This window comes from Streptomyces hazeniae (genome assembly GCF_031845485.1).
Taxonomy (GTDB): Bacteria; Actinomycetota; Actinomycetes; order Streptomycetales; family Streptomycetaceae; genus Streptomyces; species Streptomyces hazeniae.
This window is the reverse complement of record NZ_JAVREQ010000032.1, coordinates 18,349-43,356: the sequence shown is the minus strand read 5'-3', so window position 1 is coordinate 43,356 and position 25,008 is coordinate 18,349. Positions and strand designations below refer to the sequence as shown.

Here is a 25,008-nt window from a genome sequence, read left to right as displayed (position 1 = left end):
GGAGAGAACGTGAGCGGCAAGGGCGCACCCGAACTGACCGTCAGGAACTGCGGCGATCTCCGCGTCGCCGTGATCGCGGCGCAGTGGCACGAGAAGATCATGGACGGCCTGGTCGACGGAGCCCTGCGGGCCCTGCGTGAACTCGGCATCGACGAACCCACCCTGCTGCGCGTCCCCGGCAGCTTCGAACTGCCCGTCGTCGCCAAGGTGCTGGCCGGCCGCGGCTACGACGCCGTCGTCGCCCTCGGCGTCGTCGTCCGCGGCGGCACCCCGCACTTCGACTACGTGTGCCAGGGCGTCACCCACGGCCTCACCCAGGTCTCCGTGGACACCGGCGTCCCCGTCGGCTTCGGCGTGCTCACCTGCGACACCGAGGAGCAGGCCCTGGACCGGGCCGGTCTGCCCGGCTCGAGCGAGGACAAGGGCCACGAGGCCGTCACCGCCGCCGTCGCCACCGCCACCACGCTGCGCACCGTCGCCGAACCCTGGCGCTGACCGCTGAGCCGGGACACCGCCCACATCGCGGAACCCGGCGCAGGCCACGCACCGCGACCACGTAGGGTGAGAGCACCATGGCGAACAAGACATTCGAGGAGCTCTTCACCGAGCTCCAGCAGAAGGCCGCCGACGGCGACCCGATCACCTCCCGCACCGCCGAACTGGTGAGCCAGGGCGTGCACGCGATCGGCAAGAAGGTCGTCGAGGAGGCCGCCGAGGTGTGGATGGCCGCCGAGTACGAGGGCGAGGACCGCACCGCCGAGGAGATCTCCCAGCTCCTCTACCACCTGCAGGTCATGATGATCGCCCGCGGCGTCACCCTCGACGACGTATACGCTCACCTGTGAGCGCGTCCCCGCACCACCGGTGAACGCCCGCACCACCTGCACACCACCACTGAAGGAAGCCCGTTCATGCTGCGCATCGCCGTCCCCAACAAGGGTTCACTCGCCGAGCCTGCGTCGGAGATGCTCCATGAGGCGGGCTACCGGCAGCGCAGGGACCGCCGGGAACTCGTGCTCGTCGACAACGACAACGAGGTCGAGTTCTTCTTCCTCCGCCCCCGCGACATCGCCGTCTACGTGGGCTCCGGGAAGCTCGACATCGGCATCACCGGCCGCGACCTGCTGCTGGACTCCGGCTCCGAGGCCGAGGAGATCATGCAGCTCGGCTTCGCCGGCTCCACCTTCCGCTACGCCACCCGGCCCGGTACCGCCAAGGACGTCCGCGACTTCGGCGGCATGACGGTGGCCACCTCCTTCGCCGGGCTGGTCACCCGCCACCTCGCCGACAACGACGTGGACGCGTCCGTCGTCCGTCTCGACGGCGCCGTGGAGACGGCCATCCAGCTCGGTGTCGCCGAGATCATCGCCGACGTCGTGGAGACCGGCACCACCCTCCGCAACGCCGGCCTGGAGATCATCAGCGAGCCCATCCTGCACTCGGAGGCCGTCGTCATCCGGCGCGCCGGGGAGACCGCCGAGGACCCGGCCCGCGAGGACCCCAAGGTCGCCCAGTTCCTGCGCCGCATGCAGGGCGTCCTCGTCGCCCGCCGCTACGTGATGATGGACTACGACATCCGCGCCGAACGGCTGGAGGAGGCCGTCGCCCTCACTCCCGGCCTGGAGTCGCCGACCGTCTCCCCGTTGCACGACCAGGGCTGGGTCGCGGTCCGCTCCATGGTGCGCACCGAGGAGGCCCAGCGGATCATGGACGACCTGTACGAGCTCGGCGCCCGCGCCATCCTGACCACCGGTATCCACGCCTGCCGCATCTGACTCGCCGTGCGCCCCGCGGGGCGCACGGCGAGGCCGGCACGCAGGACCAGTAGGAACTCCCGAGGGAACCAAGGAACGGACCGCACGTGACCCCGCCGCCCCCGCTCCCCGTCACCTTCCGCCCCACCCGGACCCGGATCGTCCTCCTCGGGTCCGGGGCGCTGGCGTTCACCGCCATCACCGTCATCGCGATGGTCCTCGACACCCTCGACACGGCCGAACGCCTCAGCTTCGTGTTCGTCGCCGCCCTCTTCCTCGGCGTCCTGGCGCTCCTCAGCCGCCCCCACGTCACCGCCGCCGAGGACGGCCTCACCGTCGTCAACCTCACCACCACCCGGCATCTGGAATGGGCCGAGGTGCTCCGCGTCAACCTCCGGCCCGGCGACCCGTGGGTACGCCTGGACCTCGCCGACGGCACCAGCCTTCCCGCCATGGGCATCCAGCCCGGCATCGCCCGCGACCAGGCGATCGCCGACGCCCGCGCCCTGCGCGCCCTCGTGGAGAGCCACGGCACCGGCGACGGCACGGGCGGCTCCGCAGCGCGCTGAACGACCGGCCGGGCACGACCGGCCCGGCCGAGCAACGTCCCGCCGGGCAACGACCGGCCGACCGGGGCGGGTTCACCCCTGACGGTCCCCCGGAAGCGGACCCTCCGGGCCCCGCCCCGACAGCACCTCGCCGTACGCCTGCATCAGATCCGGCAACCGGAGCGTCGCCAGGTCGTCCCGCGTGGGTGTGCCCGCGTAGCCGGACAGCCGCAGATCGCGGTACGCGCAGCTCTTCTCGTACAGCGTCCGCAGGAACCGCCCGTTGCCCAGCTCGTCGATCCAGCCCTGGTCCACCACGTGTCCGCCGATGCTGCGCAGCTCCTCCAGCGCCTCCGCGTCCCACGCGTCGCCGTTCTCGGCCGCCAGCACCTCCCCGATGGCCGTCAACTCCAGCGGCCGGTAGCTGGGGAAGTCCACCCGCGTGGTGAAACGGGAGCCCAGCCCCGGGTTGGCCGCCAGCAGCCGGTCCATGCCCTCCGGGTAGCCGGCCAGGATCACCACCAGCCGGTCCCGGTTGTCCTCGGCCCGCTTCAGCAGCACCTGCAGCGCCTCGTCGCCGTACGCGTCGCCCTTGCTGTAGCCGCTGCCGGCCAGCGCGTACGCCTCGTCGACGAACAGCACCCCGCCCAGCGCCGAATCGATCAGCTCGTTCGCCTTCACCGCCGTCTGCCCGAGGAACTCCCCGACCAGGTCGGAGCGCTGAGCCTCCACCAGATGGTCGCCGCCCAGCAGCCCCAGCGCGTAGAACGCCCGGCCGAGTATCCGCGCCACCGTCGTCTTCCCCGTCCCCGACGGACCCGAGAAGATGAAGTGCCGCTTCGGAGGCTGCACCGGCATACCCTGCCGCGCACGCAGCCGCGCCATCCGCAGCTGTGCCGACAGCGCCCGCACCTGCCGCTTGACGGGCTCCAGCCCGACCATCCTTTCCAGTTCCTCCAGCGCCTGCGCCAGCAGCACCGGGTCCGCCGGGCCCACCGGCCCCTGCCCACCCCCACCGGCGGTCCGCGCCGACGCCCGCTCCCGCACCCAGTCGCCGTCCACCCGCACCGGCTCGGCGGGATCACCCGAATCCTCCAGCCGCAGCGCGTCCGCACCGGGGTCGTACTCCTCGTACTCCGGATCCCCGTCCGGGACGTCCAGCCCGCCGGGGAACCCCGGCAGGCCGGTGACCCCGTCCGCTCCGAAACCGTCCGGACCGTCCAGGCCACCGCCCGGGCCGCCTCCGCTCAGGCTCACCGCCGTGGCCAGCCCCACGCCGTCCCCCAGCCCGTCTCCCTCCGCGATGGTCGTCAGCCGGGCCGCGGTGTCCATGAACGCCGGATCGACCCGGTGCACCGCCCGGTACAGCGGCAGCGCCGCCGCGGTCCGCCCGGTCCCCTCCCGCGCACGCGCCAGCCAGTACCGCAGCTCCTTGCGCTGCGGCTGCTCGCTGCGGCACCGCATCAGGGCGGCCGCCAGCAGCGGCTCGGCCTGCGCGTACATCTCCAGCCGCACCCGCGCCATCCCCGCGAACAACCCCGCCTCGATGCCCAGCAGCACGTCCTGCACCAGTGGTTCGGTGTGCCGCACCAGGCGGTCCCAGTCCTTCGCCAGGTACGCACGGCAGGCGTGCAGAAAGCGTGCCTGCGCGTCCGCCTCCACCGGAGGACAGTCCGCCAACGCCCGGTCGAGCTCCGCCACGTGCCGGCCGTCCAGCCAGTGAGAGGCGTGCGCCAGTAACAGATCGCGCCGCGTCTCCAGCACCGGCTGCACCCACCAGCCCAGCCAGTACCAGGAATTGAGCTGGCGGCGGTGCCGGGACCGCTGCTCCCCGAACCGCTCCCGGTGGTGGTACATGCGCAGCAGCGCCGTCGTGGTGTCGGCGCGCAGCGCGTGCAGGCCCAGCCACCCGTCCGCCATGCCCGGGTCCAGCCGCACCGCCGCCCGGAACTCCTCCTCGGCCTGCGCGTACGCCCCCATGGTGTAGGCGTCGACACCCCGCAGCCAGGCGAGGTCCGCCGGCGCCCCGGGCCCCGGGAGACCCCGGCCGCCGAAACCCGTCACATCCCCCACGAGAACCTCCACCCCCGTCCCTCGACGGCACACCGGCGGACTCCGGCGCCGTTCGTGCGAACGGCCGCCCCCGCACCGGGAGTTGCGGCCGTACCCGAGAGGATTACCCGCATTTCCACGCCGTTGCGCATCGTACCTGCGCGGATTTCCCCACACTCGAACAGCGCGAGCCGTCCCGCGGCGGACTCCAGGCGCCGCACACCGCCAGGGAGAGGTGACGGAAAGTGATCAGCGGGGAGGTGCGGGACACCCACGAGGTCCCGCTCCGGACAGGACGAAGCCCCCGGTCACGGGGGAACAACCGGGGGCTTCGCGTCGGGGGCGGCCGCATCGGCCGCGTACGGGAAACGTAATTCCTGCGCAGCGCCCCGGTCAAGCCCGCCCGGGACCGCCGCGCGGCCCGCGTACTGCGGCTTCGCTCGCGCCCTCACCCACCGTGACGCTCCGTCGCGCACGCGGCTGACCAGCCGGTCCCGGCAGCACCTGGTATCCCCCGGGACTCTCCCGCACCAGAACATGGGCAAAGGCGTGCGACGGGTCTCTCGCGAAATGGGCCCGCTCCGCAGCCGTCCAGTCGTCCCAGAATCCGGACAGCGCCTCCCCGTCGCGGTGGCGTCCCCGGGCCCAGGCCTCCCGTTCCGGCATGTCCGTCCACACCAGACACGCCAGCCGCGGCCGCAGCTCCCGCCGCCCGGCACCCACGCCCTCCAGCAGCACGACCTCCTCCGGCGCCGCCTCCGCCGTCCCCGCGAACTCCCGTCGCTCCCAGTCGTACACCTCCATGCGCGCGGTCTCCCCGCGCGAGAAGGGCGCCGTCACCTGCGTGGTGAGCCTGTCCACCCACCCGAACAGGGCCGCGTGACTGGCGAGGTCGTCCACGTGCACGACCGGTGCTCCGCCCAGCGCCGCAGCGAGCCGCCCGCTCAGCGTCGACTTTCCCGACCCGGCGTGGCCGTCCACCGCCACCAGCCGCACCGGACCGCACGACGGAGGCAGCGCCCGCAGCCGCCGGGCCAGCGCCCGCAGGTCTCCCTCGGCATCCATGCCGCCAGACTAGTGCTGTGGCCGGGAAGGTTCACCGGCTCGCGGCGCCCGGCACGGCACCTCGCTGCGTTGTCGCATCGCGCGAGTACGGACGAGTACGAGCTGCGATTCTCCGCCTTGCGATGCACCGCACCAGACGCCGCGAGCCGGCAAACCTTCCCGGCCACAGCACTAGACGTCCGCCCCGCCGCCGTGACGAGGTGCCGACGGAACGCCACCGCCACCGGTCGGCCCAATGATTCTTCCCCCGACCGGCGTGCGGCACAGGCGAATGCCTGGCAGGAACGGGCCGGGTCCGGCGATAGTTGGTCGCGCGTGCTCAACCGCCGCCCACCGCAGCGACCGAACTGGGGGTCCCCGCCCATGCACAGCAGACCAGCCACCCGCCGTACCGTGCTCACGGCGGCGGCCGTCGCCGCCGCGGCCGCGAGCGCTCCCGCCGCCTTCGCCACCGGCGCCCCGGCCCACACCCCCACCGCCACCGGCGCCCGTCCGCGCGCCCGCAGGGGAGACGACCTCATCGACTACCACGCCTGGACCTCCTACCGGGACTTCCGCTGCGGCGACTGCTCCGGCACCCGCCCGCTCCCCGGCGCCCGGCCCGGACTCGTCCTCGCCAACCCGGCCGGCACCGTGGACTACACCGACCCGCACACCGGCAGCACCACCGCCTGGGAGTACGCCACCTGGACCTCCCCCCTCCACACCCCGCGCGTTCCCGCCGGGGAGGTCATCGCCTCCTGGAACGCCGACACCCCCCGCGGCACGTGGGTGCGCACCGAACTCCAGGGCACCTACTCCGACGGCACCCGCACCCCCTGGTACACCATGGGGATCTGGACCGCCGGCGACGGCGACGACGTGCCCCGCCGCACCTCCGTCGACGACCAGAGCGACGGCAAGAGCGACATCTGGACCGACACCTTCTCCATCTCCGACCTCGGCAGCGGGCTGCGCCTCACCTCCTACCGGCTGCGCGCCACCCTCTACCGCGCCCCCGGCGGCGACACCACGCCCACGGTGTGGCGCCTCGGCGCCATGGCCTCCGACGTGCCCGAACGCTTCGAGGTCCCCGCCACCCGCCCGGGCGTCGCACGCGGCGTCGAACTCGAGGTCCCGCGCTACTCGCAGAACATCCACGAAGGCCAGTACCCCCAGTACGACGGCGGGGGAGAGGCGTGGTGCAGCCCCACCTCCTCCCAGATGATCATCGAGTACTGGGGACGGAAGCCCACCGAGGAAGACCTGGCGTGGGTCGACCCCGACTACCAGGACCCGCAGGTCTGTCACGCCGCCCGCATGACCTACGACTACGCCTACGAGGGCTGCGGCAACTGGCCCTTCAACGCCGCGTACGCCGCGACGTACCGCCGGATGCAGGCCGTCGTCACCCGCTGCACCTCCCTGCACGACGCCGAACGCCTGATCGCCGCGGGCATCCCCCTGATCACCTCGCAGTCCTTCATCGAGTCCGAACTCGACGGCGCCGGCTACGGCACCGCCGGCCACCTGATGACCATCGTCGGCTTCACCCAGAACGGCGACGTCATCGCGAACGACCCCGCCTCCTCCGACAACCCGTCGGTCCGCAACATCTACAAGCGACGCCAGTTCGAGAACATCTGGCTGCGCACCAAGCGCTACAACGAGGAGGGCGAGGTCCGCAGCGGCACCGGCGGCGTCTGCTACGTCTACTTCCCGACCCGCCTCACCGGCAGGCAGCGCCGCGTCCTGCGCGACCTCGGCATCCGCTGACCACGCCGCCGGCCGGGCGCAGCAGCTGCAACCGCCCTGTGACCGGCCGGCGGACGACGTGGCGCGGAGCGGCGCCGGGAAGGGGAGGCCGGAGGGCAACGGCAGCGTGTGTGTCCCGGCGTCTGCCTCCGGGGAGGAAACCGAGGGCGACCGCCGCCGCGGTGGCGAACGGGAAACGATCACGCACAGCATCACCCGGGTGCCCCGCCGGGGCGGCGATCCGGCCCTACCGTCGCCGACGCGTCACCGGCGGCCTCGGGGCGGTCGTCTACGCGGCGTCCGCGTAGCACTCGACCACCGCCACGCCGAAGGGGAAGCGCACCGGCGTCGCACCGAAGACGACCTCCCCGGCCCGCGCGCCCGCCCGCCGCACCGCCTCCGCCGCGGCGGGGGCCTCCTCGGCCGGGCAGTGCACGATCACCTCGTCGTGCTGGAAGAACACCAGCTCCGCCCGCATGCCGACCAGCTCCTGACGCAGCGTCGCCAGCATCACCACCGCCCAGTCCGCGGCGCTGCCCTGCACCACGAAGTTGCGGGTGAAGCGGCCCCGGGCGCGGGCGGCCGCGGTGCCGCCCCCGGTACCGTCCCCGCCGGCCTCCTCGTCGAGCGTGTGGCCGTCAGCCCCCGGCGGCGGGCACGTTCGCCCCAGCCAGGTGCGGACCAAGCGGCCCTCCTCACCCGCCCGCGCGGCCGCGTCCACGTACCCGACCGCGGCCGGGAACCGCCGGCGCAGCGCCGCCAGATGACGCAGCCCGTCACCGCTCGTCTGCCCGTAGACCGCGCCCAGCAGGGCCAGCTTGGCCTGCTCACGGTCGCCGGAGAATCCGTGCTCGGACAACACCGCGTACAGGTCGCGGCCGCTGGCCGCCACCTCCATCAGCCCCGGGTCGCGGGAGATCGCCGCCAGCACCCGGGGCTCCATCTGGCCGGCGTCCGCCACGACGAGCCGCCAGCCCGGCTCGGCCCGCACCGCGCGCCGCACCACCTTCGGGATCTGCAGCGCTCCGCCCCCGTTGGTCGTCCAGCGGCCGGTCGCGGTGCCGCCGGGCTGGTATTCGGCACGGAACCGGCCGTCCCGCACCCAGCTGCGCAACCACGTCCAGCCGCGCGCGGTGTAGAGGCGGTACAGCTTCTTGTACCGCAGCAGCGGCTCCACCGCCGGATGGTCCACGCGGCGCAGCTCCCAGGCGCGGGTGGAGGTGAGGCGTATCCCGGCCCGGCCGAAGGCCCGCACGACGTCCGCCGGCAGATCGGGCCGGACCCGTTCGCCCGGCCCGAACGCCCGCGAGACCTCCTCCGCGAGCTCCGCCAGCCGGCGGGGCTCGCCGCCGCCGGCGTACCTCTCTCCCAGCAGCTCCGTCAGCAGTGCCCGGTGCGCCTCGGCCGACCAGGGCACCCCCGCCCGTGACATCTCGGCGGCGACCAGACCCGCCGCCGACTCGCCCGCCAGCAGCAGCCGCATCCGGCCCGGATGCGCCGTCCGCCCGGCCCGCTCCGTCTGCGCCGCGTGCACCTCCAGCAGGGCCCGCAGCGGGTCCGCCTCGTCCGGGAGCGGCGTGGGGCCCGTCTCGAACAGCGACGGCTGCGGATCGCCGTCCCGTACCCGGGGCGGCGGATCGTCCGGCACCGGAAGCCCGTGCAGCCGCGCCCATGCCGCGGGCAGTGAACGCGGCTCCCCGCCGTGGCCCTCGTAGCCGTGCAGCAGCCCCTCGGCGGCCTCCACGTCGTACGCCCGCTCCACCCGCACGCCGGCCGCGAGCAGCCTCGGGTACACGCCGGCCGTGGCCCGCCACACCCACCGTCCGGCACCGGGCCGGGCCCGCACCGCGGCCACCGCGGAGCTCTCCTCGCACACCGGGCCCGCCGGGGCGCCCCCGGCGTCCAGCGGGCAGACCAGGGCGCGCCCCTCCCGGGTCTCGGCCAGCGCCCAGCGGACCGCGGAGGTCCCGCGGTCCTGCTCCGCCCCGTCACCACCCGTCACACCGGACATGAACGGCGAGTCTGGCACGCGGCACCGACAATCCCGTCACGACTGCGGAGCCGGGGCCGCCCACAAGTGACGCGCGCCCGCCGATCGGGCATACTCCTGAGCGCCACAGCCGCTGGTCAGCCGCCGTCGCGACCCGACGCGGCAGCATCGCGGCAGGGGCAGTGACGACCCCCGGCGACGCCGCACACCCCGGCGCCGTCGCCGCAGCGCGCGACAGAAGGAGCCGCCGCCATGCCCGAGTCCGGTCCCCAGCCGGTGGAACGCAACCTGCCCACCGAGGAGGCCAGGGACCTGATGTCCCTGGTGCGCGAGGTCGCGCAGCGGGAGATCGCCCCGACGGTGAACGAGGACGAACTCGCGGGCCGGTTCCCGCGCGAGGTCTTCACCCTTCTCTCCCGCTCCGGCCTGCTCGGCCTGCCCTACAGCGAGGAGTACGGCGGGGGCGACCAGCCCTACAAGGTCTACCTCCAGGCTGTCGAGGAACTCGCGGCGGCCGGCCTGACCGTCGGCGTGGGCACCAGTGTGCACACCCTCGCCTGCCACGCCGTCGCCACGTTCGGCACCAAGGAACAGCGCACCAGCCACCTGCCGGAGATGCTCGGCGGCGGCCTCCTCGGAGGCTACTGCCTCTCCGAGCCGGCCTCCGGCTCGGACGCGGCCGCCCTGCGCACCCGCGCGGTGCGGGACGGCGACGACTGGGTCATCGACGGCACCAAGGCGTGGATCACGCACGGCGGCGTGGCTGACTTCTACACCGTCCTCGCCCGCACCGGGGGAGAGGGCGCGAAGGGCATCACCGCGTTCCTGGTCCCCGGGGACGCGCCCGGGCTGACCGCGGCCGCCCCGGAGAAGAAGATGGGCATGACCGGCTCGCCCACCGCCCAGCTGCACTTCGACGGCGTACGGGTGCCGGACTCGCGCCGGATCGGAGAGGAGGGCCAGGGCTTCCGCATCGCGCTCGACGCCCTGGACTCCGGTCGCCTCGGCATCGCGGCCTGCGCCGTCGGCATCTCCCAGGCCGCCCTGGACGAGGCGACGGGCTACCTCCGGCAGCGGCAGCAGTTCGGGCGGCCCATCGCCGACTTCCAGGGCCTGCGGTTCATGCTCGCCGACATGGCCACCCAGATCGAGGCGGGCCGCGCCCTGTACCTGGCCGCCGCCCGGCTCCGCGACCAGGGCCGCCCGTTCTCCCGGCAGGCCGCCATGGCGAAGCTGTTCTGCAGCGACGCCGCGATGCGCGTCACCACGGACGCCGTGCAACTCCTCGGCGGCTACGGGTACACGGTGGACTTCCCCGTGGAGCGCTTCATGCGGGACGCCAAGGTCCTCCAGATCGTGGAGGGGACCAACCAGGTGCAGCGCGTGGTGATCGCCCGCGACCTGCTGGGTCCCGAGAGCCGCTGACACGCCGGGCCCGGGAGCCACGAGCCCCGGGCCCGCCCGCGGGCGACCTCAGCACCCGCGAGCAGGGAAACCGTGCGGGCCGGGATGCGTCGGTGGACGCGTCCCACCGTCGGTGGCGCGCCCGGCCCGGACGCCCGGCCCGGACGCCCGGCCCGGACGCTCGGCCCGCGCGTTACGCGCGGGCGGCGGGGACGGCGCGACCCACCGGTCGCGTGCCGGGCCCACCCACGTGCGAAAACGGCTGCCGCCGCCAGTCCAGACCCGCCGGCAGCGTCAGCAGCGCCGCCAGTTCCTCCTCCTGCGCCCCCTCCGCCCCCGCCGTCGGCGCCGCATCGGCGGCCGGCCGGGCCGACCCCGGACACACCGTCAGACCGAACGGGTTCCACCGCGTCGGGCACAGTGCGTGCTGGGGAAGGGCAGGCTCCTCCGCGAACAGCGCGATCGACTGCCCGCACTCCGGGCAGTCCACCCGGAAGATCTCGTATCTTTCGTCCCCCTCCTCGACGTCGCCGGCCTCGGCCTCGTCGAACCGCACCGGTTCGAGCGACTTCGCTGTGCGCATGCAATCCCCCTCGGGTGAGCAGGCCGGGCGTCTCCCCCCGGCCACCAGCGAAGCACTTCCCTCCGTGACCCCCACGTAATCTCCCCGTCCCCCAGGACGAGGGCGCACAGGTGTGGCATTGGTCACACTCGGCGTCCGGGTGTGCACCGGCGGCTGCGCCCACTGTGCCGGAGCGTGCCCGGCGCAGTAGGTTGACCTGCTGTGGAGGAGCTGGACAGGCAGATCGTGGAATTGCTCGTCACGGACGGGCGGATGAGCTACACCGACCTGGGCAGGGCCACGGGCCTGTCCACCTCGGCGGTGCACCAGCGGGTGCGCCGTCTGGAGCAGCGCGGCGTCATCCGCGGCTATGCCGCCCTCGTCGATCCGGAGGCGGTCGGCCTGCCGCTGACCGCGTTCATCTCGGTCAAGCCGTTCGACCCCAGCGCCCCCGACGACATCGCCGACCGGCTCGCCGACGTCCCCGAGATCGAGGCCTGCCACAGCGTCGCCGGCGAGGAGAACTACATCCTCAAGGTGCGTGTCGGCACCCCGATCGAGCTCGAGCACCTGCTGGCCCGCATCCGGTCCCGCTCCGGCGTCTCCACCCGCACCACGGTGGTCCTCTCCACGCCGTACGAGGCCCGCCCGCCGCGGGTCTGACCGGTCCCGCCGCGGCCGCCCCGGGCCCACGCCGGACCCCCGGGCGCAGGGCACTCCGCCGCACGGGCGAGACTGAGGCCGTACCGACCCCGAACGACGCGCCGCATCCCCGTACCGGGGGCGGGGATTGAGGAACGCCGTGAACCACTCCGCGCCCCCGCGGGACACAGACCGTCCCCGCACCGTCCTGCTGCGCGGCGGCCGCGTGCACAGCCCGGCCGACCCCTTCGCCACGGCCATGGTCGTCGAGGGGGACCGCATCGCCTGGGTCGGCTCCGAGGGGGCCGCCGACTCCTTCGCCGACGGCGTCGACGACGTCCTGCACCTCGAAGACGCGCTCGTCACCCCTGCGTTCACGGACGCACATGTGCACACGACGGCCACCGGGCTCGCCCTCACCGGCCTCGACCTGAGCACCGCCGCCACCCTCGCCGACGCCCTGGAGCGCGTGGCCGCCCACGCCGCGGCCCGCCGCGCCGACCGGGTCCTGCTCGGCACCGGCTGGGACGCCACCGCCTGGCCCGAACAGCGCCACCCCACCCGCGCCGAGCTCGACGCCGCGACCGGCGGGCGCCCCCTCTACCTCACCCGCGTCGACGTCCACTCCGCCCTGGTCACGACGGCCATGCTGGAGCTCGTGCCCGGCGTGACCGGCCTCGACGGCTACGGCCCCGACGCGCCCCTGACCGGCGCCGCCCACCACGCCGTCCGGGCCGCCGCACACGGCTCGCTGACCACGGCCCAGCGCACCGAGGCGCAGCGCGCCGCCCTGGACCGCGCCGCGTCCCTCGGCATCGGCTCCGTCCACGAGTGCGGCGGCCCCGACATCTCCAGCGAGGACGACTTCACCGGCCTGCTCCGCCTCACCGCCGGTAGCGACGGCCCGCGCGTCATCGGCTACTGGGCCGAACCCGTCACGTCCGCGAAGGACGCCGCGCGGATCCGGGATCTCGGCGCCGTCGGCGCCGCCGGCGACCTGTTCGCGGACGGCTCCCTCGGCTCGCACACCGCGCACCTGCACGCTCCCTACGACGACGCGCCGCACGGCCACGGCGCCGCCCACCTGGACGCGGACGCCGTCGCCGCCCATGTCGCCGCCTGCACCGAGGCCGGACTCCAGGCGGGGTTCCACGCCATCGGCGACGCCGCCCTGACCGCCGTCACGGGCGGCGTGCTGCGTGCCGCCGAACGACTCGGCGCCGACCGCGTGCGCGCCGCACGGCACCGCATCGAGCACGCCGAGATGCTGCACGAGGACCACATCGCCGCGTTTGCGGCCCACGCCCTGACCGCGTCCGTCCAGCCGGCCTTCGACGCCGCCTGGGGCGGCGAACACGGCATGTACGCCCGCCGCCTGGGCACCGCACGCGCCCGCACCCTCAACCCGTACGCCGCGCTGCTCCGCGCCGGCGTCCCCCTCGCCCTGGGATCCGACAGCCCCGTCACGCCGCTCGACCCCTGGGGAACCGTCCGCGCCGCGGCCTTCCACCGCACCGCCGAGCACCGCATCTCCGCCCGCGCCGCGTTCGCCGCCCACACCCGCGGCGGCTGGCGCGCCGCCGGACGCGACGACGCCGGCACCCTCGTGCCCGGTGCTCCCGCGGACTACGCCGTGTGGCGCACGGGCGAACTCGTCGTCCAGGCTCCCGACACCCGGGTCGCGAACTGGTCCACCGACCCGCGTTCCGGCACCCCCGGTCTCCCCGACCTCACCCCGGGCGTCCCGCTTCCCGTCTGCCTGCGCACCGCCGTGGCCGGCCGCACCGTGTACACGCGTCCGAACGAGTGAAGGGCGGGCGCCCGATACCGCCGAACGGCGCCCCCGAAGCCCCCGGCAGGCCCGTGGAGACCCGGCACCCACCTGGTGCGACGGCGAAACGCCGCAGGCCGGGGGGATGTTGACACACCGCGCATCCCGCCCGGTAGGTTCGGCCGAGTCCACCACAGGACGTCCGACCGGGGATCCTGCACGCGGTCCCCGAGCGCCGCTGGGCCATGGGGTGGTGCGTCGCACCGGCACACCACCACTGGGAGCCAGGTCCAGCGTCCGCAGCCCGGGGGCGGAAGGTTTCGCCTGGTCGGCAGGTGTGACCCGGGTGGGGCCCGGGCGCTCAGTAGACAACGGCTCTCGGTCGACCCGCAGCCAGCGGGCCCCAGGTCGGCCCGAAGGGCGCCGGGCCCCCATCCGCAGCCTCCTCACGTCCCCACCCGCGGCCCCGCGACGCGCCCCCTTCGATGTACCGTCGGGTCACATCGAGAACCCCACGACCACAAGGGAAGACGCGACCGTGCCATCGGGCCCCGACACCACCGAAGACACCGACCGGAGCGGGCCCGCCGAGCCGCCCCCCGGCCGCCGCCCCGGGGCCACGCACCCTCCCTCCGGCCCGGCGCCCTCCTCCACCGCGGAGAAGCCCGCCGGAACAGCCGCCCCCGGCCCCGCCGGACCTCCCGCGTCCGGCGCGCGCCCCGGGAGGCTGCGCCGCGCCGGCGCCCTCGTCCGGCGTGAGGCCCTCCGCACAGCGGCCGCGCTGCTCGCCGGCCTCGCCCTGGCCCTGGCCTTCCCGCCGTACGACCTGTGGCCGCTCTCGCTGGTCGCCGTCGGCGCCCTCGCCGTCCTCACCCACCGCCGTACGGCCCGCCAGGGCGCCTGGACCGGACTGGTCCTCGGCATGGCCTTCTTCGTCGGCCTGCTGAAGTGGCTGAACGTCATCGGCTGGGACGCCGTCCTCGGGCTGTCCTTCCTCCAGGCGCTCTTCCTCGCCGCGCTCGGCGCCGGCCTCGCCCTCACCTCGCGCCTCCCCGCCTGGCCCCTGTGGGCGGGCTGCCTGTGGGTGGCGGAGGAATGGGCCCGCGACCGGGTGCCCTTCGGCGGTTTCCCCTGGGGCCGTCTCGCCTTCGCCAACACCGGCTCGCCGTACACGCCGCTGGCCGCGCTCGGGGGAGCCCCGCTCGTCACGTTCGCCGTCGCCCTGACCGGCACCCTTCTCGCCGCGGCCGCCCTCGGCGCCTGGCGCCTGCGCCGCACCGACGCCCCCGTCCGCGCCACCGCACCGGCAGACCGGGCCCCTGCACCGGACGCCGCACCGGCCGGCTCCCGCCGCCGTGCCGCTCTCCGGCCCGCCGCCGCGTGCGCCCTCGCGGCGCTCCTCACCGCCGCCGGCTACGCCGTCCCGGTTCCCACCAAGGCCGCCGACACCGTCGACATCGCCGTGGTCCAGGGCGACGTCCAGCAGCCCGGCATGGACTTCCTCGGCCGCCCCATGCTCATCCTCGACAACCACGTCGAGGCCACCCTGAAGCTCGCCGACCGCATCGACAAGGGCGAGGTGGACCGTCCCGACCTGGTGATCTGGCCGGAGAACGCCTCCGACCTGGACCCTCACCAGCACCGCGCGGCCTACGACCGCATCGACGAGGCCGCCGACGCGGTCGGCGTCCCCATCCTCGTCGGCGCCCTGGTCGACCACCCGACGGAGGAGGGCTACGTCGAGAACCAGGGCATCGTCTGGGACCCGAAGACCGGCCCCGGAGCCTCCTACACCAAGCAGCATCCCGTGCCGTTCGGCGAGTACGTGCCCTTCCGCGATGTGCTGAGCACGGTCATCACCCGCCTCCAGCGCGTCCCCCGCGACTTCTGGCCCGGCGACCACACCGGCGTCCTCCAGGTGGGGCCCGCCCGCCTCGGCGACGTCATCTGCTTCGAGATCGCCTACGACGAGATCGTCCGCGACACCGTCGACGACGGTGCCCGCGCCCTGGTCGTGCAGACCAACAACGCCACCTACGGCCGCACCGGCCAGCCCGAGCAGCAGCTGGCCATGTCCAAGCTGCGTTCCGTCGAACACGGCCGGGCCATCGTGACCGCCGCCACCAGCGGCATCAGCGCGATCGTCGCCCCGGACGGCACCGTGGAGCAGCGCACCGAGGAGTTCACCCAGGACGTGCTGCTGGCCGAACTCCCCCTGCGCGACGACATCACGCTCGCGGACCGTGTGGGCGCGGCACCCGAATGGGCACTCGCTATCGTGGGCCTCCTGTCCTGCGCGTGGGCACTCGTCCTCCGCCGCCGGACACGCGGCACGGCACGCCTGGCGGAGGGACGGCAGCAGTGACACACGGCGGACAGCGGAGCTACGGCCCCCTGGGGGACGTCCTCGTGATCATTCCCACCTACAACGAGGCCGACAACATCGCGCCCGTGGTGGAACGCGCCCGTGCGGCCGTGCCCGCGGCGCACGTCCTGGTCGCCGACGACAACAGCCCCGACGGCACCGGCAAGCTCGCCGACGAACTCGCGGCCGCCGACGACCACGTGCACGTGCTGCACCGGCGCGGCAAGGAGGGGCTCGGAGCGGCCTACCTCGCCGGATTCCGCTGGGGTCTGGAACGCGGCTACGGCGTGCTGGTCGAGATGGACGCCGACGGCTCCCACCAGCCCGAGGAACTGCCGCGCCTGCTGCACGCCCTCAAGGGCGCCGACCTGGTCCTCGGCTCCCGCTGGGTGCCCGGCGGCCGCGTGGTCAACTGGCCCCGCTCCCGGGAGTTCCTCTCCCGCGGCGGCAGCCTCTACTCCCGCGCCCTGCTGGACGTCCCGATCCGGGACGTGACCGGCGGCTACCGTGCGTTCCGCGCCGAGACGCTGCGCGGCCTGACCATGGACGCCGTCGCCTCCCAGGGGTACTGCTTCCAGGTCGACCTCGCCCACCGCGCCGTCCGCGCCGGCTACCACGTCGTCGAGGTGCCCATCACCTTCGTCGAGCGCGAACGCGGCGACTCCAAGATGAGCCGCGACATCGTCGCCGAGGCGCTGTGGCGTGTCACCGCCTGGGGCGTCGAGGGCAGGGTGAAGCGCGCACTCGGCCGCAGGCACACTTGAGACATGAGCAACGGCGCACCGTACCCGTTTCAGCCACCGCCCCGTGACCGCCACGAGGCCCCACAGGAGGGCACCGGCCGTCCCGGCGGCCCGGACGGCGGGGGGCGGACGGCCCGGCGCCGCTCCCCGGCCCGCACCCTGGCCCCGCTGATCGTCGCGGCCTGGGCGGTGCTGGAGATCTGGCTGCTCACCGTCGTCGCCGACGCGGCCGGCGGCCTCACCGTCCTGCTGCTGCTCGCAGGCGGCTTCGTGGTCGGCGCCCTGGTGGTGCGCCGGGCGGGGCGGCGTGCCTGGCGGCAGCTGTCCGCGGCCTTCGCCACGCCCGGCGGGCCCGGGGAGGCCCGGGAGGGGGCGGGGCGCCGCGGCGGCAACACCTTCGCGATGCTCGGCGGCCTGCTGCTGATGGTGCCGGGCCTGGTCTCCGACGCCGCCGCCCTGCTGTGCCTCTTCCCGCCGACCGCGAAGCTGTTGCGCCGGGGCGCGGAGCGACGGCTGTCGGGCCTGGCCGGCGGCGATCTGGGCGACGCGATGCGGCAGGCGCGCAGCGCACAGGAACAGGTCCGCATCCACCGCCCGGACGGACGGATCGTGCAGGGCGAGGTCCTCCGCGACGACGACGGCCCCCCGGCGCGCTGACCCGCTCCCGCGTGCGGCGCTCAGGGGCGCGGCACCCGGTGCCCCCGGGACCGGTGGAGAGCGGACGCGGGAAAGCGGACATGACAACGGGCAGGGGCGGCCGCACCGTGAAGGTGCGGCCGCCCCTGCCCGTGCGCGTGCCGCCTGGGCTCAGGCGGACTTGCGCTTGCTGTCGCGCGGATGCACGGCGATGTTCATGGTGCCGGAGCGCAGGACGGCCAGCCGTTCGGCCAGCACCTCCTCCAGCTCCTCGCGCGTGCGGCGCTCCATGAGCATGTCCCAGTGCGTACGCGCCGGCTTGCCCTTCTTCTCCTCCGGCCCGTCACCGTCGACCAGGAGTGCCTGTGCTCCGCACACCTTGCACTCCCACTCCGGCGGAATCTCGGCCTCAACCGAGAACGGCATCTCGAAACGATGGCCGTTCTGGCATGCGTACTCCACGGCCTGGCGCGGTGCCAGGTCGATACCGCGGTCCGTCTCGTAGCTGGTCACCACGAGTCGCGTGCCGCGAAGAGCTCGCTCACTCATGAATCGTGCCTCCCGGGCTGGTCGCCCACAGGACAGGTGTCGCTGTCGTCGTCATCGAAGTCAACGTCTCGTCGGCGGTGAAGATTCCCGTAAGGGGACATGCGTCGCCCGTCGTGCCGCGTCGAATGTTGCGATACCCGCCGACGCCCGGTTTGTCACATGTGACAGAAGTTGTCACCCGGCGTTGCTCGCCTCGGTGCATGCGGTCACGGTCCATCCGGCGGGCCAAGGGCGTACACTACCGCCCCGCACCGCCCGGGGCTAAATCCGGTCCGGTTCCGGGTTGCCCACCGCGGCCGCCGCCCGCGCCACCGGCACCCGTGCCAGCAGGACGAAGCCCAGCACGAAGAAGACCACCAGCGAGATGATCGCGTCCCGGTAGCTGCCGGTCAGCTGGTACGTCAGCCCGAAGAGCAGCGGACCGAGCCAGCTGGTGCCCCGGTCGCTGATCTCGTACAGGGCGAAGTACTCCGCCTCCTTGCCCTTCGGGATCAGCTGGGCGAACAGCGAGCGCGACAGGGCCTGGCTGCCCCCGAGCACCAGGCCGATCGCCGCCGCCAGCGCGAAGAACCACACCGGCGCCCCGGCGGGCAGGAACCAGCCCGCCCCCACGGTGGCCGTCCACGCCACCAGCGACCCCAGGATCGTCCGCTTGGCGCCGTACCGCTGGGCCAGCCGGCCCATCAGCAGCGCCCCGGCCACGGCGAGCACCTGCACCAGCAGCACGGCGGTGATGAGCGTCGTCTGCTCCATGCCGAGCTCTTCCGCCCCGAACACCGACGCCTGGGTGATCACCGTCTGCACCCCGTCGTTGTAGAGCAGGTAGGCGCCCAGGAAGAGCAGCGTCAGCGGGTACCGCCGCAGGTCCCGCAGGGTCGCCAGCAGCTGCCGTCCGCCGCCGCCCAGCGAGATCCGGCGACCGCCCCCCGCACCCGCCACCGGCCGCTCCCGCAGCCGGCGCAGCGGCACCAGCGTGAACAGCCCCCACCACAGGCCGGCCGAGGCGAGGCAGATCCGCACCGCCGTCCCCTCGTCCACGCCCAGCGACTCGTGCCCCAGGAAGACGGCCAGGTTGGCCACCAGGACCAGTGCCCCGGCGGCGTAGCCGAACGCCCAGCCACGCGAGGACACCTTGTCCCGCTCGTGCGGCAGCGCGATCTGCGGCAGGAACGCGTGATAGACCACCACCGCCGCGCCGAACGCCACGTTCGCGAGGATCAACAGCGCCCCGCCCAGCAGGTACCTGTCGCCGGACAGGAAGAACATCCCCGTGGTCGCGCCCGCTCCCAGGTAGGCGAAGAAGCCCAGGATCGGCTTCTTCCTCCCCGTACGGTCCGCCAGTGCGGCGGCCACCGGCATCACCAGCACCGACAGCAGCACCGACGCCGACACCGAGTAGGCGAAGAAGGAGCCCGCGCGCACCGGAACGCCCAGCGGGTGCACGAAGCCCTCGGGGTCCGCCGCCGCCTTCGCCACCTCGGTCAGGTACGGGCCGAGGAAGACCGTGAGCACGCTGGTGGAGAAGACCGAGTTCGCCCAGTCGTAGAAGTACCAGCCCCGCTGCTCCCGGCGGCGCTCGGCCGCACCGCCCTCCGCCGCCCGCTCCGCGACCGCGTCCATCCGGATACCTCGTCCCCTCCACGCCGGCCCCCGCCGCCTCGACAGGGGGGACGTCCGGTCGCGCGGCGCCGCGGTCAGCCCTGCCAGGCCCCCCGCTCGGTCAGCACCTCACGCAACAGTTCGATGTGATCGGTCATGATGCCATCCACGCCCAGATCCAGCAGCGCCCGCATCGTGTCCGCGTCGTTCACGGTCCACACGTGCACCTGCATCCCCAGCCGGTGCGCCGCCCGCACGAACGCCGCGTCCACCACCCGGATCCGCCCGTGCCGGACCGGCACCTGCACGCACACCGCGCCGCGCCGCACCGGAAGCGGCAGTCCCCACGAGCGCAGCCGCAGCGCCCGCACTCCCCTCGTCCCCAGCGACGTCGCCAGCCGCGGCCCCGCCAGCTCCTGCGCCCGCGCCACCCGGCGTTCGTCGAACGCGCCGACGCACACCCGGTCCCAGGCGTGCGCCGCCTCCAGCTCCGCCAGCAGCGGAGCGAGCGCCGCGTCCGCCTTCACGTCGATGTTCCACCGTGCGGAGGGGAACGTCTCCAGCAGTTCGGAGAACAACGGCACCGGTTCCCTCCCCCCGACCCGCACCCGCCGCACCTGCTCCCACGTCAGGTCCGCGATCCGCCCCCGGCCGTCGGTGACCCGGTCCAGGGTGTCGTCGTGGAAGGCGACCAGGCGGCCGTCCGCGGTCGCGTGCACGTCCGTCTCCAGATGGCGGTACCCCAGGTCCACCGCCCGCCGGAACGCGGTCACGGTGTTCTCCAGGCCCTCGGCGGCCCCGCCGCGGTGGGCGAAGGCCAGGGGCAGCGGACGGTCCAGGAAGGGGTGTCGTATCGCGGTCACCGACGCAGTATCGCGCGCACCCCGCGCGGACCGTCCGCCGCCCCGCCCGGGTCCGCTGCCGCCACCCGGCTCCGCCCGCCGTCCGGGACCGGCATCGCGAAGACGCGCAGGAAGACCTGCGCGAGGGGCCCGATCGCCAGCGCGTAGAGCACCGTGCCCGCGCCCACCGCCCCGCCCAGCAGCCACCCGGTGACCAGCACCGCCACCTCGATGCCGGTACGCACCAGCCGCACCGACATCCCGGTCCGGGCGTGCAGGCCGGTCATCAGCCCGTCCCGCGGTCCCGGCCCGAACCGCGCCGAGATGTACAGCCCGGTCGCCACGCCGTTCAGCACCACCGCGCCCACCAGCAGCGGAATCCGCACCGCGAGCGCCGCCGGCTCCGGGCTCAGCCACAACGTCGCGTCCATCGCCAGCCCGACCACGAACACGTTCGACACCGTGCCGAGCCCGGGCCGCTGCCGCAGCGGCACCCACAGCAGCAGCACCACCGCGCCCACGATCACCGACACGATGCCGATGGACATCCCCGACAGCTCCGCGACGCCCTGGTGCAGCACGTCCCAGGGCCCCAGGCCCAGTTCGGCCCGCACCATCCACGCGGCGCTGGCCCCGTAGAGCACCAGGCCCACGTACAGCTGCACCAGCCGGCGCGTGAGACGACGACCCGACCCGTGGGAGACGGACACGGGGAACCCCTTTCTGGCGACCATGGACCGACCGTGGCAGCATGTGGCCTGGAAGACCGAGAAAAACACGGCCAATCAACGACGAGTGGACTGGAATGCGGATGGCTCCCTGGACATCGGCGGTGGGTGCGCCGCAGCTCGCCCGCCTCCTCACCTCCCAGCACACCGGCACCTCCGGCCGCACCGGCCCCGCCCGGCCCGCCTACCGGCGCCTGTGCGACGGCATCCGCATCCTCGTCCTCGAAGGCCGCGTGCCCGTCGGTGCACGTCTCCCCGCCGAACGCGAACTCGCCGCCGCGCTGAAGGTCTCCCGCACCACCGTCGCCACCGCCTACGAGGCCCTGCGCGCCGAGGGCTACCTCGCCTCCCGGCGCGGCGCCGGAAGCTGGACCGCCCTGCCCGAGGGCAGCCCGCTGCCCACCGGCGGCCTGGAACCCCTCCCACCCGAAGCCGCCGACACCATGATCGACCTCGGCTGCGCCGCCCTCCCCGCCCCCGAACCCCACCTCACCGCCGCCTTCGAACACGCCCTGACCGAACTCCCGCCCTACACCCACACCCACGGCGACTACCCGGCCGGCCTGCCGGTGCTCCGCGAGGCCGTCGCCCGCCACTACACGGCGCGCGGCGTCGCCACCATGCCCGAACAGATCATGATCACCACCGGTGCGATGGGCGCCCTCGCCGCCCTCACCCGCCTGTTCACCCCTCGCGGGGAACGCGTCGCGGTCGAACACCCCTCCTACGCCAACATCCTCCAGCTCCTCCGCGAATCGGGCGTGCGCCTGGTGCCCGTCGCGCTGTCCGACCGCCGCCCCGGCTGGGACCTGACCGCCTGGCGCCAGGTGCTCCGCGACTCCGCACCCCGCATGGCCTACGTCATCCCCGACTTCCAGAACCCCACCGGCGTCCTCGTCGACGACGAGCAGCGCCGGGACCTGGTCACCGCCGCGCGGGCCGCCGGCACCCTCCTGGTCGCCGACGAGACCATGGCCGAACTCACCCTCGACGACGTGCCGGCGCAGCGGCCGGTCGCCGCCTTCGACACCGGCGGCTCCACCGTCGTCACCGTCGGATCCGTCAGCAAGACCATCTGGGCCGGGCTGCGCATCGGCTGGATCCGCGCCGCACCGGAAACCGTACGGAGCCTGACCGCCGCCCGCGCCTACGCCGACCTGGGCAGCCCCGTCCTGGAACAGCTCGCGGTCGCCCACCTGCTGGACACCGACTGGGAACCTGCGATGCGGCTGCGCCGCGACCGCGCCCGGGAGAACCGCGACGCCGTCACCGGCGCGCTCCGGCAGCACCTGCCCGACTGGCAATTCGCCCTGCCCCACGGAGGCCTGACCCTCTGGGCGCGCACCGGCGGCCTCTCCGGCTCGCGCATCGCCGAGGCCGGCGAACGCCTCGGCGTGCGCGTCCCGGCCGGCACCCGGTTCGGCGTGGACGGCGCGTTCGAGGCGTACGTACGGCTGCCGTTCACCCTGGCCGACCCGCTGGCCACCGAAGCGGTCGCCCGGCTGGCCGCCGCCGCGGACCTGGTGCGCTCCGGAGCCGTCGGCGGCAGCCCCACTCCGCGCAGTTACGTCGCCTGACCCGGCCCCGGCCGGCCCGCGGTCACCGGCCCGCGGCCACCGGGCCCGCCGGAGGCGGCCCGGCGGCCTGTGCGGCGGCCCGCGCCGCACCCGCCGGCCGCCCCCGCTCGGGCAGCAGCGCCAGCACGGCCTGCCGCTGCGCCTCGTCGGTCTCCTCGTCGTGCGGGTCCGGCGTCGCCGGCACCTGCAGGCGCAGCACCGGACCACCGCCCAGCCGCGCGTACCCCCGTCCCCGCGGCGGCTGCGGCGCCGGCGCCGCAGCCGGGCCCTCGCCCAGCACCGCGCGCACCTGGTCCGCCGACTCCGGCCCCAGCACCACCCGCGCCCGCGTGTACGCCCGCACCGCCTGGGCCAGCGCCTGCGCCCCCTCGAACTGCTCCGCCACCACAACCGTCACGTGCGCGGCCCGCCCGTGCCGCAGCGGCACCTCCAGCAGCTCCTGCGGGTCGCGGCGGCCCTCCGCGCGAGCCAGATGGCTCAGCAGCGCCGGCCGGTCCACCACCACCCACAGCGGCCGCCGCACGTCCGCCGGGACCGGGTCACCCGCCTGCCGCGCCCGGTGCCCCGTCAGCAGCCGCCGCTCCGTCTCGTGCACCACCCACTCCAGCGCCGCCAGCGCTCCCACCACCGACGACTCCACCGCCGGCACCCCCGGCCGCCCGGTCAGGAACGCGAACTCGCCGGCCCCGCCGCCTTCCACCACCAGTACGTCCCCGTGCCGCAGCGCCTGCACCGCCACCGAACGCAGCAGCGTGCTCGCCCCCGACCCCGGATTGCCCAGCACCAGCAGGTGCGGCTCGGTCGAACGCGGCCCGGTGCGCCAGACCACCGGCGGCACGTCCCGCGAACCCCAGCCGTCGGTCACGGGCAGCGTCCGCGGAACCGCCCCCTCGTCGGTGAAGCCCAGCACCGTCTCGCCCGGCGAGGTGACGAACGGCTGCGCCACCACGTCCGCCGGCAGCGGCGGCAGCACCGACAGCTCCAGCCGGTTGCGCTCCTCGTCCCACCCGAAGCGGTACTCCCGGCCCCGCCCGGCCTTCGCGTCCAGCACCCGCTCCACCCGCTGCCGCTGCTCGGCGTCGCAGTCGGCGAAGTGTGCCGGATAGCGCAGCAGCAGCCGCTCGACGCGGCCCTCCCCGGTGAAGGAGAACTCCTCGAAGCTGCGCTCGTAGGTCCCGTCGTGGGCGTACAGCGGCTCCTCACCCGGCTCGTCCGCGCGCGCGAAGCACGGCACCAGCGCCTCGTACAGAGACTGCAGCCGGGCCAGTTCCTCCGGGCCCGGACCCGTCTCGGCCGGTGCCTCCGCGACGCCGCCGCCCCGGCCCTTCCACCCGGCGACGACGAGCAGCGCCCCGACCGCCAGCGCCGGCCCGTACGGCAGCAGGTACACGCCCAGGACACCCACGAAGACCAGCGCACCCACCGGGCCCCGCCGTTCCTGCGGCGCGGCCTCCCACCAGGCGCGGCCGTCGTACGCCAGCCTGCGCAGGCCGCGGCCGACCACCACCAGCGGCTGGAGGACGTCCGCGGCGCCGTCCGCGCCGGCCCGCGCCGCGCCCCGGCTCCTGCGAACCGCCTGCATCGCTCCGCTCCCGAGCCCCGTCAGACCGGGCAGTGGCCGCAGACCCACAACCTCTCCTCCCTCAAGCGCCGCCGGCACCTCACCGCGTCCACCGCCCCGGCCCTAGAGCTGGAGGCCGCCGATCAGGCCCGCGAGCGTCTCGCCACCCGCCTTGATGCCCGGCGCGATGGCCGTGCCCGCCAGGTAGAAGCCGAACAGCGCGCACACCGCGAAGTGCGACAGCTTCATCCCGTCCTTCTTGAAGAAGAGGAAGATGACGATGCCGAGCAGCACCACGCCGGAGATGGACAGAATCATGGAGACTCCTGGACTAGGGGACCTTCACCATGAGCTGTTCTACCATCACAGAAAGTATTATAGGGAGGAAAGCCGCAAATGGGTGATTCACCGGTCGTCCGCGGGAGCGTCGCCTCACCCGGCTGCGTCTTCTGCCGTGTCGTCGAGGTCCACGCGCCCGCCCACCGCGTCCTCCAGGACGCCACCGCCGTCGCGTTCCTCGACACCCGCCCCCTGTTCCACGGCCACGTCCTGGTGGTCCCGCGCCGGCACGCGGAGACCCTCACCGACCTCACCGAGGATGAACTCGGTCCGTTCTTCGCCCGTGTCCGCCGCACCACGGCCGCCGTCGAGGACGCGCTCGGCGCGGCCGGCACCTTCGTCGCCGCCAACAACCGCGTCAGCCAGTCCGTGCCCCACTTCCACGTCCACGTCGTCCCCCGGAACCGCAAGGACGGCCTGCGAGGTTTCTTCTGGCCCCGTACCCGGTACGCGGACGAGGCGGAGGCGGAGGACGTGGCGGCCCGGCTCCGCGCGGCGCTCGCCGCCGCAGCCGGCTGACCCCGCCCGGTCGTCCGGCCGCCCGCGC

23 protein-coding genes are annotated in these 25,008 nt (G+C 74.4%); 13 read left to right on the top strand and 10 right to left on the bottom strand.

What is annotated here, in order from left to right; translation table 11 throughout:
• Positions 1 to 9 precede the first annotated feature (9 nt).
• The 4 genes from ribH (at position 10) to RM572_RS25990 (ending at position 2,323) form a co-directional block, all read left to right on the top strand.
• Entirely contained in the window at positions 10 to 495 is a 486-nt protein-coding gene (gene ribH, locus RM572_RS26005) for a 6,7-dimethyl-8-ribityllumazine synthase (RefSeq protein ID WP_311675820.1), read from the top strand.
• 77 nt (positions 496 to 572) lie between these two features.
• The gene (locus RM572_RS26000) at positions 573 to 845 is read left to right on the top strand and encodes a phosphoribosyl-ATP diphosphatase (RefSeq protein ID WP_136185061.1); all 273 of its coding nucleotides are present in this window, start codon (positions 573 to 575) and stop codon (positions 843 to 845) included.
• 66 nt (positions 846 to 911) lie between these two features.
• A complete protein-coding gene (gene hisG / locus RM572_RS25995) occupies positions 912 to 1,775 on the top strand; it encodes an ATP phosphoribosyltransferase (protein ID WP_027764997.1) in 864 nt (287 codons plus the stop codon).
• Positions 1,776 to 1,861: 86 nt separating this feature from the next.
• The gene (locus RM572_RS25990; RefSeq protein WP_311675819.1) at positions 1,862 to 2,323 is read left to right on the top strand and encodes a PH domain-containing protein; all 462 of its coding nucleotides are present in this window, start codon (positions 1,862 to 1,864) and stop codon (positions 2,321 to 2,323) included.
• Between the two features lie 72 nt (positions 2,324 to 2,395).
• Here the strand turns inward: RM572_RS25990 and RM572_RS25985 are convergent, their stop codons facing one another.
• Positions 2,396 to 4,375, bottom strand: coding sequence for an AAA family ATPase (locus tag RM572_RS25985; protein WP_311675818.1), 1,980 nt, complete (start codon positions 4,373 to 4,375; stop codon positions 2,396 to 2,398).
• Positions 4,376 to 4,747: 372 nt separating this feature from the next.
• Positions 4,748 to 5,419 (bottom strand): uridine kinase family protein, encoded by a 672-nt coding sequence (locus tag RM572_RS25980; protein WP_311675817.1) that lies wholly within the window; start codon positions 5,417 to 5,419, stop codon positions 4,748 to 4,750.
• A 363-nt stretch (positions 5,420 to 5,782) separates the two neighbouring features.
• On the opposite strand from RM572_RS25980, the gene RM572_RS25975 reads away from it, so the two are divergent.
• The gene (locus tag RM572_RS25975; RefSeq protein ID WP_311675816.1) at positions 5,783 to 7,174 is read left to right on the top strand and encodes a C39 family peptidase; all 1,392 of its coding nucleotides are present in this window, start codon (positions 5,783 to 5,785) and stop codon (positions 7,172 to 7,174) included.
• A gap of 268 nt (positions 7,175 to 7,442) precedes the next feature.
• Here the strand turns inward: RM572_RS25975 and RM572_RS25970 are convergent, their stop codons facing one another.
• On the bottom strand, positions 7,443 to 9,164 hold the full coding sequence (locus RM572_RS25970) for a bifunctional 3'-5' exonuclease/DNA polymerase (protein WP_311675815.1): 1,722 nt from the start codon (positions 9,162 to 9,164) through the stop codon (positions 7,443 to 7,445).
• Between the two features lie 231 nt (positions 9,165 to 9,395).
• Here RM572_RS25970 and RM572_RS25965 point away from each other — a divergent pair, with 231 nt between their 5' ends.
• Positions 9,396 to 10,568, top strand: coding sequence for an acyl-CoA dehydrogenase family protein (locus RM572_RS25965; RefSeq protein ID WP_311675814.1), 1,173 nt, complete (start codon positions 9,396 to 9,398; stop codon positions 10,566 to 10,568).
• 172 nt (positions 10,569 to 10,740) lie between these two features.
• Here the strand turns inward: RM572_RS25965 and RM572_RS25960 are convergent, their stop codons facing one another.
• Complete coding sequence (locus tag RM572_RS25960) at positions 10,741 to 11,130, bottom strand: hypothetical protein (protein WP_311675813.1); 390 nt, start codon at positions 11,128 to 11,130, stop codon at positions 10,741 to 10,743.
• Positions 11,131 to 11,331: 201 nt separating this feature from the next.
• On the opposite strand from RM572_RS25960, the gene RM572_RS25955 reads away from it, so the two are divergent.
• The 5 genes from RM572_RS25955 to fxsA all read left to right on the top strand — a co-directional run bounded on the left by RM572_RS25955 (position 11,332) and on the right by fxsA (position 17,287).
• Positions 11,332 to 11,772, top strand: coding sequence for an Lrp/AsnC family transcriptional regulator (locus tag RM572_RS25955; RefSeq protein ID WP_027765005.1), 441 nt, complete (start codon positions 11,332 to 11,334; stop codon positions 11,770 to 11,772).
• Positions 11,773 to 12,010: 238 nt separating this feature from the next.
• The gene (locus RM572_RS25950; protein ID WP_311675837.1) at positions 12,011 to 13,561 is read left to right on the top strand and encodes an amidohydrolase; all 1,551 of its coding nucleotides are present in this window, start codon (positions 12,011 to 12,013) and stop codon (positions 13,559 to 13,561) included.
• Positions 13,562 to 14,060: 499 nt separating this feature from the next.
• Entirely contained in the window at positions 14,061 to 15,887 is a 1,827-nt protein-coding gene (gene lnt / locus RM572_RS25945; RefSeq protein WP_311675812.1) for an apolipoprotein N-acyltransferase, read from the top strand.
• On the top strand, positions 15,884 to 16,651 hold the full coding sequence (locus tag RM572_RS25940) for a polyprenol monophosphomannose synthase (RefSeq protein ID WP_311675811.1): 768 nt from the start codon (positions 15,884 to 15,886) through the stop codon (positions 16,649 to 16,651). Before lnt ends, RM572_RS25940 begins: the two co-directional genes overlap by 4 nt.
• A gap of 3 nt (positions 16,652 to 16,654) precedes the next feature.
• Positions 16,655 to 17,287, top strand: a complete 633-nt coding sequence (gene fxsA / locus RM572_RS25935) for an FxsA family membrane protein (RefSeq protein WP_311675810.1) — start codon at positions 16,655 to 16,657, stop codon at positions 17,285 to 17,287.
• Positions 17,288 to 17,437: 150 nt separating this feature from the next.
• Here fxsA and RM572_RS25930 read toward each other — a convergent pair whose 3' ends face one another.
• From RM572_RS25930 to yczE, 4 genes are all read right to left on the bottom strand, one after another.
• Positions 17,438 to 17,815 carry an RNA polymerase-binding protein RbpA gene (locus tag RM572_RS25930; protein ID WP_027765009.1) on the bottom strand — a complete coding sequence of 126 codons (378 nt, stop codon included), beginning with the start codon at positions 17,813 to 17,815 and terminating at the stop codon, positions 17,438 to 17,440.
• A 261-nt stretch (positions 17,816 to 18,076) separates the two neighbouring features.
• Positions 18,077 to 19,435 carry an MFS transporter gene (locus RM572_RS25925; protein ID WP_311675809.1) on the bottom strand — a complete coding sequence of 453 codons (1,359 nt, stop codon included), beginning with the start codon at positions 19,433 to 19,435 and terminating at the stop codon, positions 18,077 to 18,079.
• A gap of 74 nt (positions 19,436 to 19,509) precedes the next feature.
• Complete coding sequence (locus RM572_RS25920; RefSeq protein ID WP_311675808.1) at positions 19,510 to 20,277, bottom strand: glycerophosphodiester phosphodiesterase; 768 nt, start codon at positions 20,275 to 20,277, stop codon at positions 19,510 to 19,512.
• The gene (gene yczE, locus RM572_RS25915; RefSeq protein ID WP_311675807.1) at positions 20,274 to 20,990 is read right to left on the bottom strand and encodes a membrane protein YczE; all 717 of its coding nucleotides are present in this window, start codon (positions 20,988 to 20,990) and stop codon (positions 20,274 to 20,276) included. Before yczE ends, RM572_RS25920 begins: the two co-directional genes overlap by 4 nt.
• Positions 20,991 to 21,067: 77 nt before the next feature.
• Here yczE and yczR point away from each other — a divergent pair, with 77 nt between their 5' ends.
• Positions 21,068 to 22,561, top strand: coding sequence for a MocR-like transcription factor YczR (yczR, locus tag RM572_RS25910; protein ID WP_311675806.1), 1,494 nt, complete (start codon positions 21,068 to 21,070; stop codon positions 22,559 to 22,561).
• Between the two features lie 22 nt (positions 22,562 to 22,583).
• On the opposite strand, the gene RM572_RS25905 is transcribed toward yczR, so the two are convergent.
• Both RM572_RS25905 and RM572_RS25900 read right to left on the bottom strand, forming a co-directional pair.
• Positions 22,584 to 24,191 (bottom strand): P-loop NTPase family protein, encoded by a 1,608-nt coding sequence (locus tag RM572_RS25905; protein ID WP_394813707.1) that lies wholly within the window; start codon positions 24,189 to 24,191, stop codon positions 22,584 to 22,586.
• A 54-nt stretch (positions 24,192 to 24,245) separates the two neighbouring features.
• Complete coding sequence (locus RM572_RS25900; protein WP_023531621.1) at positions 24,246 to 24,440, bottom strand: hypothetical protein; 195 nt, start codon at positions 24,438 to 24,440, stop codon at positions 24,246 to 24,248.
• 78 nt (positions 24,441 to 24,518) lie between these two features.
• Between RM572_RS25900 and RM572_RS25895 the strand changes: the two genes are divergently transcribed.
• Positions 24,519 to 24,980, top strand: a complete 462-nt coding sequence (locus RM572_RS25895; protein WP_311675804.1) for an HIT family protein — start codon at positions 24,519 to 24,521, stop codon at positions 24,978 to 24,980.
• Positions 24,981 to 25,008: the final 28 nt, after the last annotated feature.

What these genes read in the sequence shown, in the direction of transcription:
- RM572_RS26000 (WP_136185061.1), top strand. Translation starts at nt 573, where the DNA reads ATGGCGAACAAGACATTCGAGGAGCTCTTCACCGAGCTCCAGCAGAAG.
- hisG (WP_027764997.1), top strand. Translation starts at nt 912, where the DNA reads ATGCTGCGCATCGCCGTCCCCAACAAGGGTTCACTCGCCGAGCCTGCG.
- RM572_RS25980 (WP_311675817.1), bottom strand. Translation starts at nt 5,419, where the DNA reads ATGGATGCCGAGGGAGACCTGCGGGCGCTGGCCCGGCGGCTGCGGGCG.
- RM572_RS25975 (WP_311675816.1), top strand. Translation starts at nt 5,783, where the DNA reads ATGCACAGCAGACCAGCCACCCGCCGTACCGTGCTCACGGCGGCGGCC.
- RM572_RS25970 (WP_311675815.1), bottom strand. Translation starts at nt 9,164, where the DNA reads ATGTCCGGTGTGACGGGTGGTGACGGGGCGGAGCAGGACCGCGGGACC.
- RM572_RS25965 (WP_311675814.1), top strand. Translation starts at nt 9,396, where the DNA reads ATGCCCGAGTCCGGTCCCCAGCCGGTGGAACGCAACCTGCCCACCGAG.
- RM572_RS25960 (WP_311675813.1), bottom strand. Translation starts at nt 11,130, where the DNA reads ATGCGCACAGCGAAGTCGCTCGAACCGGTGCGGTTCGACGAGGCCGAG.
- RM572_RS25950 (WP_311675837.1), top strand. Translation starts at nt 12,011, where the DNA reads ATGGTCGTCGAGGGGGACCGCATCGCCTGGGTCGGCTCCGAGGGGGCC.
- fxsA (WP_311675810.1), top strand. Translation starts at nt 16,655, where the DNA reads ATGAGCAACGGCGCACCGTACCCGTTTCAGCCACCGCCCCGTGACCGC.
- RM572_RS25930 (WP_027765009.1), bottom strand. Translation starts at nt 17,815, where the DNA reads ATGAGTGAGCGAGCTCTTCGCGGCACGCGACTCGTGGTGACCAGCTAC.
- RM572_RS25925 (WP_311675809.1), bottom strand. Translation starts at nt 19,435, where the DNA reads ATGGACGCGGTCGCGGAGCGGGCGGCGGAGGGCGGTGCGGCCGAGCGC.
- yczE (WP_311675807.1), bottom strand. Translation starts at nt 20,990, where the DNA reads ATGGTCGCCAGAAAGGGGTTCCCCGTGTCCGTCTCCCACGGGTCGGGT.
- yczR (WP_311675806.1), top strand. Translation starts at nt 21,068, where the DNA reads ATGGCTCCCTGGACATCGGCGGTGGGTGCGCCGCAGCTCGCCCGCCTC.
- RM572_RS25900 (WP_023531621.1), bottom strand. Translation starts at nt 24,440, where the DNA reads ATGATTCTGTCCATCTCCGGCGTGGTGCTGCTCGGCATCGTCATCTTC.
- RM572_RS25895 (WP_311675804.1), top strand. Translation starts at nt 24,519, where the DNA reads ATGGGTGATTCACCGGTCGTCCGCGGGAGCGTCGCCTCACCCGGCTGC.